A 13,434-nucleotide genomic window follows, 5' to 3' on the forward strand; every position below is an offset into this window, starting at 1 on the left:
GCTTACACTTGAGACTAGCTTCTGCGCCCAAGGTTTAAAGTCCCTTCGTCGTTTGCTTGTAAGAACCGCTTTAGAGCGGCACTCTTTAGGCTCTAGGCCGCCCGGAATTTTTGCTGGAGAACTGCTGATGACCGATATTGATGCACGCTTGCGCGAGGACGTTCACCTGCTGGGTGAGCTGTTGGGCAACACCATTCGTGACCAGTACGGGGACGGCTTTCTCGACAAGATCGAGCAGATTCGCAAAGGCGCCAAAGCTGACCGTCGCGGCTCGATGGACGCTGAACTGAGTGCCAGTCTCAACCAGTTGAGCGAAGCAGAGTTGCTGCCTGTAGCCCGAGCGTTCAACCAGTTTCTCAACCTCGCCAATATCGCCGAGCAATATCAGCTGATTCACCGCCGCGAAGAGTCACAACCCGCACCGTTCGAAGCGCGCGTGTTGCCGGAGTTGCTCGCTCGCTTGCGCGCCGAAGGCCACAGCGCCGAATCCCTGGCCCGTCAGTTGGGACGGCTGGAAATCGAGCTGGTCCTTACCGCGCACCCGACCGAAGTGGCGCGCCGCACGCTGATCCAGAAATACGACGCCATCGCCGCGCAACTGGCAGCCCAAGACCACCGCGACCTGACCACCGCCGAGCGCGAGCAGATCAAGACGAAGTTGCAGCGCCTGATCGCCGAGGCCTGGCACACCGAAGAAATCCGCCGCACCCGGCCGACGCCCGTGGACGAGGCCAAATGGGGTTTCGCGGTGATCGAGCATTCGCTGTGGCAAGCGATCCCCAACTATTTGCGCAAGGCCGATAAAGCCCTGCATGACGCCACCGGCCTGCATCTGCCGCTGGAAGGCGCACCGATTCGCTTCGCTTCCTGGATGGGCGGCGACCGCGACGGCAACCCGAATGTGACGGCCGCCGTGACCCGTGAAGTCTTGCTGCTGGCGCGCTGGATGGCGGCCGATTTGTACGTGCGCGATGTCGATCATCTCGCTGCAGAATTGTCGATGCAGCAGGCCAGCGATGCATTGAAAGCCAAGGCCGGCGACAGTGCCGAACCTTATCGCGCGGTGCTTAAACAACTGCGCGAACGTCTTCGCGCGACGCGCAACTGGGCTCACGCATCGTTGACTGCGACGACGCCTGCTCCCGCCGATGTATTGCAAAACAACCGCGACCTGCTCGATCCGCTGGAGCTTTGCTACCACTCGCTGCATGAGTGCGGCATGGGTGTGATTGCCGACGGCCCCTTGCTCGATTGCCTGCGCCGGGCGGTGACATTCGGGTTGTTTCTGGTGCGCCTGGACGTGCGTCAGGACTCGTCGCGGCACACCGCCGCCATGACGGAAATCACCGATTACCTGGGGCTTGGTCGTTACGAAGACTGGAGCGAGGAAGAGCGCATCACCTTCCTGATGAATGAGTTGAATAACCGTCGGCCGCTGCTGCCGGCGTACTTCAAACCATCGGCCGACACCGCAGAAGTACTCGCGACCTGCCGGGAAATCGCTGCAGCACCGGGCGCTTCGCTCGGCTCTTATGTGATCTCCATGGCCGGTGCCGCTTCCGATGTCTTGGCTGTGCAACTGCTGCTCAAAGAGTCTGGCGTGCTGCGGCCGATGCGTGTAGTGCCGCTGTTCGAAACCCTCGCCGACCTGGACAACGCCGGCCCGGTGATCGAAAAGCTGTTGCTGCTGCCGGGCTATCGCTCGCGCCTGCAAGGGCCGCAAGAAGTGATGATCGGCTATTCCGACTCGGCCAAGGACGCCGGCACCACTGCTGCGGCCTGGGCGCAATATCGGGCGCAGGAACGCTTGGTCGATATCTGCCGCGAGCAGCAAGTGGAGCTGCTGCTGTTCCACGGTCGCGGTGGCACCGTGGGTCGCGGCGGCGGCCCGGCACACGCGGCGATTCTGTCGCAGCCGCCGGGTTCGGTGGCGGGGCGTTTCCGCACAACCGAGCAGGGGGAAATGATTCGTTTCAAATTCGGCCTGCCGGACATCGCCGAGCAAAACCTTAATCTGTACCTGGCGGCGGTGCTGGAAGCGACGTTGTTGCCGCCGCCACCACCAGAACCGGCCTGGCGCCATCTGATGGACGAATTGGCTGCGGACGGGGTCAAGGCCTACCGCGCCGTGGTGCGGGAAAATCCCCAGTTCGTCGAGTACTTCCGCCAGTCCACCCCGGAGCAGGAATTGGGCCGTTTGCCGCTGGGCAGCCGCCCGGCCAAGCGCCGCGCGGGCGGTATCGAAAGCCTGCGCGCCATTCCGTGGATCTTCGGCTGGACCCAGACGCGCCTGATGTTGCCGGCCTGGCTGGGCTGGGAAGCGGCGCTGAGCAAGGCGCTGGAGCGCGGCGAAGGCGAACTGCTGGGACAGATGCGCGAACAGTGGCCGTTCTTTCGCACGCGCATCGATATGCTGGAAATGGTCCTGGCCAAAGCCGATGCCGACATCGCCCGGTCCTACGATGAGCGTTTGGTCGAGGCGGATTTGCTTCCTTTGGGTGCGCATTTACGCGACCTATTGTCGCAGGCATGCGCTGTTGTCCTTGGGCTGACAGGTCAGTCTCAGCTACTGGCACATAGCCCAGATACCCTGGAATTCATCCGCTTGCGCAACACCTACCTCGACCCGCTTCATCTATTGCAGGCCGAATTGTTGGCGCGCTCGCGGCAACAGGACGTGGCCCAGGGCAGCCCGGTAGAACAGGCGCTGCTGGTGTCTGTAGCGGGGATCGCCGCCGGTTTGCGAAATACCGGCTAAGGTTTTCGTCGTGGGGCGAGGTTCTCGGCGCGAGCGTAGAGTGCCTGTGGGCGAGGGGCAAAAACGTGCGGCCAGGCGACAGTTAGTGATGGGGTTGCGACTTGGGGTACCCCGTCTCAGGGGCACATTGGGTGGGGGTTTCTCCGACTTTCGGCGGCTTGTGTGGTCCGGGCCTGCTGTGTATCTTGATCAGCCTTTGGCCGTTTGGGCGGTCACGACCCTATTTTTGAGATTGGCCCCACGAGGCGAATCTGACGTTATCCATATAAAAAATTGAGGAGCACATCGATGCGCGTCATTCTGCTGGGAGCTCCCGGGGCCGGTAAAGGTACTCAGGCTAAGTTCATCACCGAGAAATTCGGCATTCCGCAAATCTCCACTGGCGACATGCTGCGTGCAGCGGTCAAGGCCGGCACCGAGCTGGGCCTGATCGCCAAGAGCGTCATGGACAGCGGTGGTCTGGTTTCCGATGACCTGATCATCAATCTGGTCAAGGAACGCATCAGCCAGGCCGATTGCGCCAACGGCTTCCTGTTCGACGGTTTCCCGCGCACCATTCCCCAGGCTGAAGCCCTGGTGAAAGCCGGCGTCGAGCTGGATCACGTGTTGGAAATCGACGTTAAAGACGAAGACATCGTTCAGCGTATCGCTGGCCGTCGTGTTCACGAGGCCAGCGGTCGCGTGTACCACATCGTCTACAACCCGCCGAAAATCGCCGGTAAAGACGACATCACCGGTGAAGAGCTGGTGCAGCGCAAAGACGACACCGAAGAAACCGTGCGTCATCGTCTGTCGGTCTACCACGCCCAGACCGAGCCTCTGGTGAAGTTTTACCAGGAGCTGTCCGCCGCTCAAGGCAAACCGAAGTACAGCCACGTCGAAGGCGTTGGCTCGGTTGAAGCGATCACCGGCAAGGTGCTTGAAGCGCTGAGCTGAAAAGTCTGAATCGCTTCATCTTCTACGGCCCGCTTGCGGGCCGTAGTTGTTTATACTGGCGCACTTTTTCTGACCTCTCTTTCTTACGGAAACATCGATGAGCACCTTGCTGGCCCTGGACACCGCGACTGAAGCTTGCTCCGTTGCCTTGCTGCATGAAGGCAAAGTCACGAGCCATTACGAGGTGATCCCGCGCCTGCATGCGCAGAAGCTGTTGCCGATGATCCAGCAACTGCTGGCCGATGCCGGGACCACGCTGCAGGCGGTCGATGCCATTGCATTCGGTCGTGGGCCAGGCGCATTCACCGGTGTGCGGATCGCCATTGGCGTGGTGCAAGGCCTGGCGTTTGCGCTGGATCGCCCGGTGCTGCCGGTGTCCAACCTGGCAGTGCTGGCACAGCGGGCGTATCGCGAACACGGCGTGAGCCAGGTCGCGGCCGCCATCGATGCGCGGATGGACGAGGTGTATTGGGGTTGCTACCGCGAAACGGCGGGGGAGATGCGTCTGGTCGGCAAGGAAGCGGTATTGGCGCCGGAAGCGGCGGCATTGCCTGCCGACGCCAGCGGCGATTGGTTTGGCGCGGGCACCGGTTGGGGTTATGCCGAGCGCATCGCCGTCAACCTCACCGGGCAGGACGCGGGCATGCTGCCTCACGCCGAAGACTTGCTGACGCTGGCGCGGTTTGCCTGGGAACGCGGTGAAGCGATTGTGGCGGATGAAGCTCAGCCGGTTTACCTGCGCGATAAGGTGGCGACGCCCAAGGCGCGTTGATCCACGCGGTCCATGTGGGAGCGGGCTTGCTCGCGAAGGCGGTGGGTCAGCCAATATCAATGTCGGCTGACCCACCGCCTTCGCGAGCAAGCCCGCTCCCACAGGTCAGTGTTCTGCCCACAATCAGCGTTTCAATTCAGCCAATCGTCGATTTATCTCCCCGCTTTTAAACCTTTTTGATTTTATGTGTTCTAGTTATCACTCGGCGGTTTGCGAAGTGGGATATGTGCCACTAAACTGCCATTACTGATACCGGACATGTACTCATGCGTATAGACGGCCTTTCCTCCCAGTCGTACCCCATCAAGCGCAAACCCCGCAAAGGGCCTGTGGCGGATGACGATAACGTCGATATCGACGGCGAGCTGGAGATTCCGTCCGAAGAGCAACTGGCCGCCCGTGCTGCCAAAGCCTCCGCGCAACGCCTGAGTAATCTCCCGGCCCGTCAGCAAGACATGATCTACCACCGCGCCATGAGCAAAAGCGTCGCCACGGCACTCGCCAGCTACCTGAGCACTGCCGGGTTTGTCGATTGGGATTCAGGTGTGCTGGGCCTCGACCTTTACATCTGATGTTGCTGCCTTACTACCTCGGCTGCCCGTCCTGGAGTGAAAGCGCCTGGCGCGACTATCTTTATCCGCCCGACGCCAAACCCGCCGAATTTCTGAATCTTTATTCCCAAGTGTTTAACGCCGTAGAGGGCAATACGACCTTCTACGCGAGCCCGGCTGCCAGCACCGTGCAGCGTTGGGCCGAGACTCTGCCCGAACACTTTCGCTTCACCGCCAAGTTCCCCGGCGACATCAGCCACGGCGGTGACCTGCGCGAACAACTGACTGCCACCGAAACCTTCCTGCAATTGCTCAGCCCGCTGGGCGAGCGGGTTTCGCCGTTGTGGCTGCAATTATCGAAAAGCTTCACGCCGCAACGATTGCCCGAACTCGCCGCTTTCATCGATGCCGTGGAACGACCGTTGGCGGTAGAAGTACGCCACAGCGAATTTTTCGCCAAAGGTGACAGCGAGCGAATGCTCAACCGCCTGTTGCGCGACCGTGGCGTCGAGCGGATTTGCCTTGATCCGCGCGCATTGTTCAGTAGCACGTCAACCGATCCCTCGGTGCTGCACGCGCAATCGAAAAAGCCCAACGTGCCGCCGCGCCCGGCAGCGTTCACCCAATTCCCGCAGGTACGCTTCATCGGCCATCCGCAGCTTGAAGCCAACGATCCGTTTCTGGTGCCGTGGGTCGAGAAAATCGCCTTGTGGATCGAAGAGGGCCGTACCCCCTACATCTTCCTGCACACCGCCGATAACTTGCTGGCGGCCAGGCTGGCGCAACGTTTTCACGCACAACTGATGCTGCGTTTGCCTGGCTTGGCGCCGCTGCCTGAGCTATACAGAGAACCCGCCGCCGAGCAACTTGGCCTGCTCTGAGGCGGATTCGTTCCCCTTTTCAGGAGCCTGCCAATGGATGCGCAAACCCTTCGAGCCCAGGCGTTCAAAGCACTGCACGAACGCGAAGGCATTTTTGTCATTCCCAACCCGTGGGACGCCGGCTCGGCGAAGATGCTCGCCAGCCTGGGTTTCGAGGCACTGGCGACCACCAGTGCCGGTTATGCCTTTTCCAATGCACGCCCCGATGGAGGGTTGTCGCTAGAGGACACCCTGGCGAATGTTCGGGCGATTGTCGCAGCGACGGATCTGCCGGTGGCGGTGGACCTGGAAAACGGCTTCGCCGACGGCCCGGCGGAATGCGCACAGAGCATTTTGCGGGCAGCCGAGGCCGGTGCCGTCGCAGGCTCGATCGAAGACGCCACGGGCCGCGAACAGACGCCTATTTACTGCTTCGAACATGCCGTGGCGCGTATCGAAGCGGCTGTCGCCGCAGCGCGCAGCTTGCCTTTCCCGTTCATGCTGACCGCCCGCGCGGAGAACTTCCTGCATGGCAATCCAGATCTCGCCGACACCATTCGCCGCTTGCAGGCCTTCGCGGAGGCGGGCGCCGACGTGTTGTACGCGCCGGGCCTGCGCAGTCCTGAAGATGTGTTGACGGTGGTTCGCGCCGTGGCACCGAAACCGGTCAATGTGTTGATGTCCGGCGCGCTCAAGCTGACAGTCGAGCAGTTGCGCGAAATGGGCGTCAAACGCGTTAGCGTCGGTTCGGCGCTGGCGTTGGCTGCCTATGGCGAGTTTTTCCGCGCCGCTGAAGAGATCAAGACGTCGGGCACGTTCGGATTCACGTCGCGGTCCATGCCGTATGCGAAGGCCAATCAATTGTTCAAAGGCTGACGATGCGGTTTCGGTGGCGGCCTGTTTAGCGTGGTGTTGAGCCTGGACTGCAACGCCGCCCATCGCCTAAGGGCTTGTCATTGAATGTCAGGCGGCGATGCGCAGGTTCTGCAGCACGATCGGGCGAGCCCAGCCGGTATCGAAATCGAAGTGTTTTTGTTGCTCGACCAGTTCTTCGGGCGAGAACGGCGGGAATGGCTTGTCCAGCAGGTCCATCTCGAATTCGGCGATGGGCAAGTGCAGCGGACGCGGTTGTGGCGCCGGGCCGGCTTCCGGGGCTTGCTGGCCAGAGGTGAGCACGATCGGACGAACCCAGCTGCTTTCGAAGTCTTGCTGTTTTTGCTGGGCGACGATTTCTTGTGGTGGGAACGGTGGGAAAGGCTTGTCGGCCAGGTCCATCTCGAACTCGGCAATCGGCAGGAACAGCGGCTCGGGTGGCTTGACCTCGGTTTCTTTCACATCGCATTCGCGCTGGCTGACGATGTGCGCCAGCAGTTCGCTGCCGACGGTCGGCTCGACCGGGCTTTCGAGGTCAACCGGCGGGAAGGTGCCACACGCCGGCACCACATCACTCGACTGATCGGCCAGGGCCTGGGCAAAAAAATCCTGCCACAGGTGACTGACGCCGCTCAGTGCTTGAGAGTTTCGCAGACCATAATCGCCATGACGCGAAATGTAGCCTACGGATGTGGATTGAATGCCTGACATTTTTCTCGGTCGACGCTCAGCTCTGGCAAAATGCTCGTTAGTTTTGTTATCGGCCGTTTTTGCCGATCATTAATTTTTTGAGCGTGTTTTCCCATGATTGAGCAACCTGCGGCCTGCCGCATCCATGTCGAGGCCTCGGCCCCGGCATTTCAGCCACAAGCCGAGCAATGGGCTGAACGCCTGGGCCTGCCTTTGCAAGTGGATGACGGCGAGTTTGCCTTGCAGGTGGGCGAGCAGGGATTGCAGCTGCAACAGCTCGGGCCGGACGCGCCGGGGCCGGTGCGGGTGGACTTCGTCGAAGGGGGGGCCGCGCATCGGCGGTTGTTCGGTGGGGGCACCGGGCAGATGATCGCCAAGGCGGTTGGCATCGCGCAGGGCGTGCGTCCACGCGTACTGGATGCCACGGCAGGGCTGGGCAAGGATGCGTTTGTGCTGGCGAGCCTGGGCTGCGAGATGAGCCTGATCGAGCGCCAGCCGCTGATTGGTGCGTTGCTGGAAGACGGTCTGGCCCGTGGCGCGGAAGATTTCGACGTGGCACCGATTGTGGCGCGAATGAAGTTGCTCAAGGGCAATTCGATCGAGGTGATGCGCAATTGGGAAGGGGAGCCGCCCCAGGTGATCTACCTCGACCCGATGTTTCCGCACCGTGAGAAAACGGCGTTGGTGAAGAAGGAAATGCGCCTGTTCCGGCCATTGGTGGGTGATGACCCGGATGCACCGGCATTGCTGGAAGCTGCGTTGGCGCTGGCCAGCCATCGGGTGGTGGTCAAGCGTCCGCGCAAGGCACCGTGCATTGAGGGGCCGAAACCGAGCCATGCGCTGGATGGCAAATCCAGCCGGTACGACATTTACCCCAAGAAAGCGCTCAAGCCTTAAGACCGCGTCGCCCCCATCGCGAGCAAGCTCACTCCCACAGGACTGCCGAGAACCCTGTGGGAGCGAGCTTGCTCGCGATGGGGCCTGATCAGACTACAAAAAACTATCTAGCTGACTCAGGTCGATAAGCCCGCATAAACAACCCCACCACTTCGCGCACATGTTCCTCGGCCGCATCCCCGGTCAACCGCTCGCCGCAGCCATACAACAAGCGGAAATTCGCCGCGCCCTTGAGCAGGCAGAAGAAGTGCTCGGCCGCATTGCGCGGTTTATCGATGCGCAATGCGCCGCTCTGATCAACCTTGGTCAGTAACCGCTCCATGCCATGCAGCATGCGCTGCGGCCCGGCTTCGAAAAAGATCCGCGAGAGTTTCGGGTCCTGACTGCCCAGGGCCATCATCAGCCGATGCAGGTTCACCGATTCATCGCTGTTGATCAGCTGATCAAAACCGCGCGCGATATTCAACAGCACCGTTTCCACGGCGATGCCATCCGGCAATTCGAAAAACAGCGTCGGCAGCTGCTCTTCGCACTTGGCCATCACGGCGGCGGAGAACAACGTCTCCTTGTCGTTGAAATGGCTGTAGACCGTCAGTTTGGATACGCCGGCCTCCGCCGCCACGGCGTCCATGCTGGTATTGGCGTAACCCTTGCTCAGAAACAAAGTTTTCGCCGCGTTGAGGATGGCCTGGCGTTTGGCCAGATCCTTGGGGCGGCCCGGACCGTTGGGTGCTGAAAGATTGTTCGACATTCTTCGCTTTAATACTGGACTGGTGAGTTTGCTATTAATAACATACTGGCAAGTATAATTATTCCAAGCACCATTAGCGAAAGGTCCTTCACCATGTTCCGCTATGCCTTGCCCCTCGCGTTGCCAGTCGCTCTGGCGTTTTTATTGTCTGCGTGTGGCCATGAAGAGGCGCCTCAAGTCACCGTTCGCCCGGCCATGGTGGTGCAGCCAGAGCCTTCGGCCCAGGCAATGGAAAGCTATCCGGGTGAAGTGCGGGCTCGTTACGAGCCGGACCTGGCGTTTCGCATTGGCGGCAAAGTCAGCCGACGACTGGTCGAAGAGGGGCAGCGGGTCAAGGCCGACCAGCCTTTGGCAGAACTCGATCCGCAGGACGTACGCCTGCAACTGGAAGCCACCCGTGCCCAGGTTGCGGCCGCCGAGGCCAACCTGAACCTGGTGCGCGCCGAGCGTGATCGCTACAAAACGCTGATGGACCGCCAGATGGTCAGTCGCTCGCAGTACGACAATGCCGAGAACCTTTACCGATCCGGTGAAGCGCGTCTCAAGCAAATCAAAGCCGAATTCAACGTGTCGACCAATCAGGCCAGTTACGCGGTGTTGCGTGCGCCTCAGGATGGCGTGGTGGCCAAGCGCGCGGTGGAAGTCGGGCAAGTGGTGGCCGCCGGGCAAACCGTGTTTACCCTCGCAACCGATGGCGAGCGTGACGTGTTGATCAGCCTGCCGGAGCAGAGCTTTGGTCGCTTCAAGGTCGGCCAGCCGGTATCGGTTGAACTCTGGACCCAGCCCGATCAGCGTTTCGCCGGGCGCATCCGTGAACTGTCGCCAGCCGCCGACCCGAAATCGCGCACCTTCGCCGCGCGCATTGCGTTCACCGCCGGTAAGGTCCCCGCCGAACTGGGCCAGAGTGCCCGCGTGTTTATCCAGACTGCCGAGGCGGTGTCGCTGTCGGTCCCGCTGTCGGCCGTCACCGCAGAAAACGGTGCGACCTACGTCTGGGTGCTCGGCGCCAACAATACCCTGAAAAAAGCCCCGGTCCGGGTCGGCGCATTCGGTGAGAAAACCGTGCCGGTCCTTGAAGGCCTGAACGCCAGCGATTGGGTGGTGGCCGCCGGTGTTCATGTGCTTCATGACGGGCAGCAAGTGCGCCCGGTGGATCGCTCCAACCGCGTGGTCAAACTGGCGGACAAGGAGTAATCCCCGATGGGTTTCAATCTTTCTGAATGGGCGCTGCGTAATCGCCAGATCGTACTGTTCCTGATGCTCTTGCTGGCAATCGTCGGCGCACTTTCCTACACCAAACTCGGCCAAAGCGAAGACCCGCCGTTCACCTTCAAAGCCATGGTCATTCGCACCAACTGGCCGGGCGCCACCGCTCAGGAAGTCTCGCGCCAGGTCACCGAGCGCATTGAAAAGAAACTGATGGAAACCGGTGAGTACGAACGCATTGTCTCGTTCTCCCGTCCGGGCGAGTCCCAGGTCACCTTCGTTGCTCGCGATTCCATGCACTCGGTGGAAATACCGGATCTCTGGTATCAGGTTCGCAAGAAGATCAGCGACATTCGCCAGACCTTGCCGCCCGGTATTCAAGGGCCGTTTTTCAACGATGAGTTCGGCACCACGTTCGGCAATATCTATGCGCTGACCGGCGACGGCTTTGATTACGCGGTGCTAAAGGATTACGCCGACCGCATCCAGATCCAGCTGCAACGGGTCAAGGATGTCGGCAAGGTCGACTTGCTCGGTTTGCAGGACGAGAAGATCTGGATCGAGCTTTCCAACGTCAAGCTCGCGACCCTCGGATTGCCATTGGCTGCGGTGCAGAAAGCGCTCGAAGAGCAGAATGCGATGTCCACGGCCGGGTTCTTTGAAACCACCAGTGAGCGATTGCAGCTACGGGTTTCGGGGAATTTTCAGACAGTCGACGAGATCAAGAACTTCCCGATCCGCGTAGGCGATCGTACCTTCCGTATTTCCGATGTCGCCGACGTGCGTCGCGGGTTCAACGATCCGCCGGCACCGCGCATGCGCTTCATGGCGGAAAACGCCATTGGTCTGGCCGTGGCGATGAAGGATGGCGGCGATATTCTGGTGCTGGGCAAGGCGCTGGAAATCGAGTTCGACCGTATCCAGCAAAACCTCCCGGCCGGCATGCAGCTACGCAAGGTGTCTGATCAACCCGCCGCGGTGAAAACCGGGGTTGGCGAGTTCGTTCAGGTGCTGGTCGAAGCCCTGGCGATCGTGTTGCTGGTGAGCTTTTTCTCACTCGGTGTGCGCACCGGCATGGTGGTGGCGCTGGCGATTCCGCTGGTGTTGGCGATGACCTTTGCCTGCATGTATTACCTGGGGGTCGGCCTGCACAAGATATCCCTCGGCGCGTTGGTGCTGGCGTTGGGCTTGCTGGTGGACGATGCGATCATTGCCGTGGAAATGATGGCGATCAAAATGGAACAGGGCTTCGACCGCATCAAGGCGGCCAGTTATGCCTGGACCAGCACCGCATTCCCGATGCTCACCGGCACGCTGATCACCGCCGCCGGGTTCTTGCCGATTGCCACCGCGCAATCGGGCACCGGCGAATACACCCGGTCGATCTTTCAGGTGGTGACCATCGCGCTATTGGCTTCGTGGATTGCCGCAGTGGTTTTCGTGCCGTACCTGGGGGAAAAACTCCTGCCGGATCTGGCAAAGATTCATGCCGCCAAACATGGCACCGATCAACCCGATCCGTACGGCACGCCGTTCTATCAGCGTGTCAGGCGCCTGGTGGAGTGGTGCGTGCGCCGGCGTAAAACAGTGATTGTCCTGACCGTGGTGATGTTTATCGCGTCGGTAGTGCTGTTCCGTTTTGTGCCGCAACAGTTTTTCCCGGCCTCGGGCCGACTGGAATTGATGGTCGATCTGAAACTTGCGGAAGGCGCGTCACTGAGCAACACCGCCGACGAAGTTAAACGCCTTGAAGGCTTGTTGAAGGATCACGCCGGCATCGACAACTACGTGGCCTACGTCGGCACCGGATCGCCGCGTTTTTACTTGCCGCTGGATCAGCAACTGCCGGCGGCGAGCTTCGCCCAGTTTGTGGTCCTGGCCAAGACCATCGAGGAACGCGAAACCCTGCGCACCTGGCTGATTGAAACCCTCAATGAACAATTCCCGGCCCTGCGTTCACGGGTCACGCGTCTTGAAAACGGCCCGCCGGTTGGCTATCCGGTGCAGTTTCGGGTGACCGGCGAACACATCGAAGAAGTGCGCGCATTGGCCCGTAAAGTCGCGGCCAAGGTTCGTGAAAATCCGCACGTGGCCAACGTCCATCTGGACTGGGAAGAACCGAGCAAAGTTGTTTACCTGAACGTTGATCAAGACCGCGCCCGGGCGCTGGGCGTGAGCACGGCGAACCTGTCGAAGTTCCTGCAAAGCTCCCTCACCGGTTCCAGCGTCAGCCAGTACCGCGAAGACAACGAATTGATCGAGATTCTGTTGCGCGGCACCGTGCATGAACGCACCGAGCTGTCCTTGCTGCCAAGCCTGGCGGTGCCGACCGATAATGGCCGCAGCGTGGCGCTGTCGCAGATTGCGACCCTTGAATACGGTTTCGAGGAAGGCATCATCTGGCATCGAAATCGCCTGCCGAACGTGACCGTTCGCGCCGACATCTATGGCAAGGAACAACCGGCGACCCTGGTGCAACAAATCCTGCCGACTCTCGAACCGGTGCGTGCTGAACTACCCGACGGCTACTTGCTGGAAGTCGGCGGCACGCTGGAAGACTCTGCCCGCGGGCAGAACTCGGTGAAGGCCGGCGTGCCGTTGTTTATCGTGGTGGTGCTGACCTTGCTGATGCTGCAACTGCGCAGTTTCTCACGCACCGTGATGGTGTTTCTGACAGCGCCGCTGGGCTTGATCGGCGTAACGTTGTTCCTGATGGTGTTTCGTCAGCCGTTCGGTTTCGTGGCGATGCTTGGGACCATCGCGTTGTCCGGTATGATCATGCGCAACTCGGTGATTCTGGTGGACCAGATCGAGCAGGACATCGCGGCCGGGCTCAAGCCGTGGCAGGCGATCATCGAAGCCACGGTGCGGCGCTTCCGGCCCATTGTGCTGACGGCACTCGCGGCGGTGCTGGCGATGATCCCATTGTCGCGCAGCGTGTTCTTCGGGCCGATGGCGGTGGCGATCATGGGCGGGTTGATTGTGGCGACAGCGCTGACGTTGCTGTTTTTGCCGGCGTTGTATGCGGCCTGGTTCAGGGTCAAGAAAGAGCCGGTCTGATTTCCTACGATAATCTCGGACCTCTCTGATATTGAGTCAGCGAGGCCTGAGTGCTGTACTCAAGACTCGGTTTTATGAGT

Annotated in this window: 11 protein-coding genes; 9 read left to right on the forward strand and 2 right to left on the reverse strand. The window is 60.7% G+C overall.

The genetic code is table 11. The features are described 5' to 3' along the window. Window positions 1-127 precede the first annotated feature (127 nt). From ppc to ACM6I0_RS28235, 6 genes are all read left to right on the forward strand, one after another. The gene (gene ppc / locus ACM6I0_RS28210) at window positions 128-2,758 is read left to right on the forward strand and encodes a phosphoenolpyruvate carboxylase (RefSeq protein WP_285429945.1); all 2,631 of its coding nucleotides are present in this window, start codon (window positions 128-130) and stop codon (window positions 2,756-2,758) included. 288 nt (window positions 2,759-3,046) lie between these two features. After that, window positions 3,047-3,694 (forward strand): adenylate kinase, encoded by a 648-nt coding sequence (adk, locus tag ACM6I0_RS28215; RefSeq protein WP_208669825.1) that lies wholly within the window; start codon window positions 3,047-3,049, stop codon window positions 3,692-3,694. Window positions 3,695-3,791: 97 nt separating this feature from the next. Then, complete coding sequence (tsaB, locus tag ACM6I0_RS28220; protein ID WP_090187910.1) at window positions 3,792-4,466, forward strand: tRNA (adenosine(37)-N6)-threonylcarbamoyltransferase complex dimerization subunit type 1 TsaB; 675 nt, start codon at window positions 3,792-3,794, stop codon at window positions 4,464-4,466. A gap of 266 nt (window positions 4,467-4,732) precedes the next feature. Continuing rightward, entirely contained in the window at window positions 4,733-5,038 is a 306-nt protein-coding gene (locus ACM6I0_RS28225) for a hypothetical protein (RefSeq protein WP_222589948.1), read from the forward strand. Further along, window positions 5,038-5,898, forward strand: a complete 861-nt coding sequence (locus ACM6I0_RS28230) for a DUF72 domain-containing protein (RefSeq protein WP_414923811.1) — start codon at window positions 5,038-5,040, stop codon at window positions 5,896-5,898. Before ACM6I0_RS28225 ends, ACM6I0_RS28230 begins: the two co-directional genes overlap by 1 nt. Window positions 5,899-5,931: 33 nt before the next feature. Then, a complete protein-coding gene (locus tag ACM6I0_RS28235) occupies window positions 5,932-6,753 on the forward strand; it encodes an isocitrate lyase/PEP mutase family protein (protein WP_414923812.1) in 822 nt (273 codons plus the stop codon). An 87-nt stretch (window positions 6,754-6,840) separates the two neighbouring features. Here the strand turns inward: ACM6I0_RS28235 and ACM6I0_RS28240 are convergent, their stop codons facing one another. Then, on the reverse strand, window positions 6,841-7,461 hold the full coding sequence (locus tag ACM6I0_RS28240) for an energy transducer TonB (protein ID WP_414923813.1): 621 nt from the start codon (window positions 7,459-7,461) through the stop codon (window positions 6,841-6,843). A 93-nt stretch (window positions 7,462-7,554) separates the two neighbouring features. On the opposite strand from ACM6I0_RS28240, the gene ACM6I0_RS28245 reads away from it, so the two are divergent. Beyond that, window positions 7,555-8,337: a class I SAM-dependent methyltransferase gene (locus ACM6I0_RS28245; RefSeq protein ID WP_390899694.1), complete on the forward strand. Its 783-nt coding sequence runs from the start codon at window positions 7,555-7,557 to the stop codon at window positions 8,335-8,337. Between the two features lie 103 nt (window positions 8,338-8,440). Here ACM6I0_RS28245 and ACM6I0_RS28250 read toward each other — a convergent pair whose 3' ends face one another. After that, on the reverse strand, window positions 8,441-9,088 hold the full coding sequence (locus tag ACM6I0_RS28250) for a TetR/AcrR family transcriptional regulator (RefSeq protein WP_414923814.1): 648 nt from the start codon (window positions 9,086-9,088) through the stop codon (window positions 8,441-8,443). A 93-nt stretch (window positions 9,089-9,181) separates the two neighbouring features. Here ACM6I0_RS28250 and ACM6I0_RS28255 point away from each other — a divergent pair, with 93 nt between their 5' ends. Further along, window positions 9,182-10,282, forward strand: a complete 1,101-nt coding sequence (locus ACM6I0_RS28255) for an efflux RND transporter periplasmic adaptor subunit (protein ID WP_285429953.1) — start codon at window positions 9,182-9,184, stop codon at window positions 10,280-10,282. 6 nt (window positions 10,283-10,288) lie between these two features. Beyond that, entirely contained in the window at window positions 10,289-13,354 is a 3,066-nt protein-coding gene (locus ACM6I0_RS28260) for an efflux RND transporter permease subunit (RefSeq protein WP_414923815.1), read from the forward strand. Window positions 13,355-13,434: the final 80 nt, after the last annotated feature.

This window comes from Pseudomonas sp. IT-P294 (assembly GCF_949767865.1).
Lineage (GTDB): Bacteria > Pseudomonadota > Gammaproteobacteria > Pseudomonadales > Pseudomonadaceae > Aquipseudomonas.

Coding starts and splice junctions, on each gene's coding strand:
- ACM6I0_RS28235 (WP_414923812.1), top strand. CDS start 5,932: ATGGATGCGCAAACCCTTCGAGCCCAGGCGTTCAAAGCACTGCACGAA.
- ACM6I0_RS28255 (WP_285429953.1), top strand. CDS start 9,182: ATGTTCCGCTATGCCTTGCCCCTCGCGTTGCCAGTCGCTCTGGCGTTT.
- ACM6I0_RS28240 (WP_414923813.1), bottom strand. CDS start 7,461: ATGTCAGGCATTCAATCCACATCCGTAGGCTACATTTCGCGTCATGGC.
- ACM6I0_RS28245 (WP_390899694.1), top strand. CDS start 7,555: ATGATTGAGCAACCTGCGGCCTGCCGCATCCATGTCGAGGCCTCGGCC.
- ACM6I0_RS28260 (WP_414923815.1), top strand. CDS start 10,289: ATGGGTTTCAATCTTTCTGAATGGGCGCTGCGTAATCGCCAGATCGTA.
- adk (WP_208669825.1), top strand. CDS start 3,047: ATGCGCGTCATTCTGCTGGGAGCTCCCGGGGCCGGTAAAGGTACTCAG.
- ACM6I0_RS28250 (WP_414923814.1), bottom strand. CDS start 9,088: ATGTCGAACAATCTTTCAGCACCCAACGGTCCGGGCCGCCCCAAGGAT.
- ppc (WP_285429945.1), top strand. CDS start 128: ATGACCGATATTGATGCACGCTTGCGCGAGGACGTTCACCTGCTGGGT.
- ACM6I0_RS28225 (WP_222589948.1), top strand. CDS start 4,733: ATGCGTATAGACGGCCTTTCCTCCCAGTCGTACCCCATCAAGCGCAAA.
- ACM6I0_RS28230 (WP_414923811.1), top strand. CDS start 5,038: ATGTTGCTGCCTTACTACCTCGGCTGCCCGTCCTGGAGTGAAAGCGCC.
- tsaB (WP_090187910.1), top strand. CDS start 3,792: ATGAGCACCTTGCTGGCCCTGGACACCGCGACTGAAGCTTGCTCCGTT.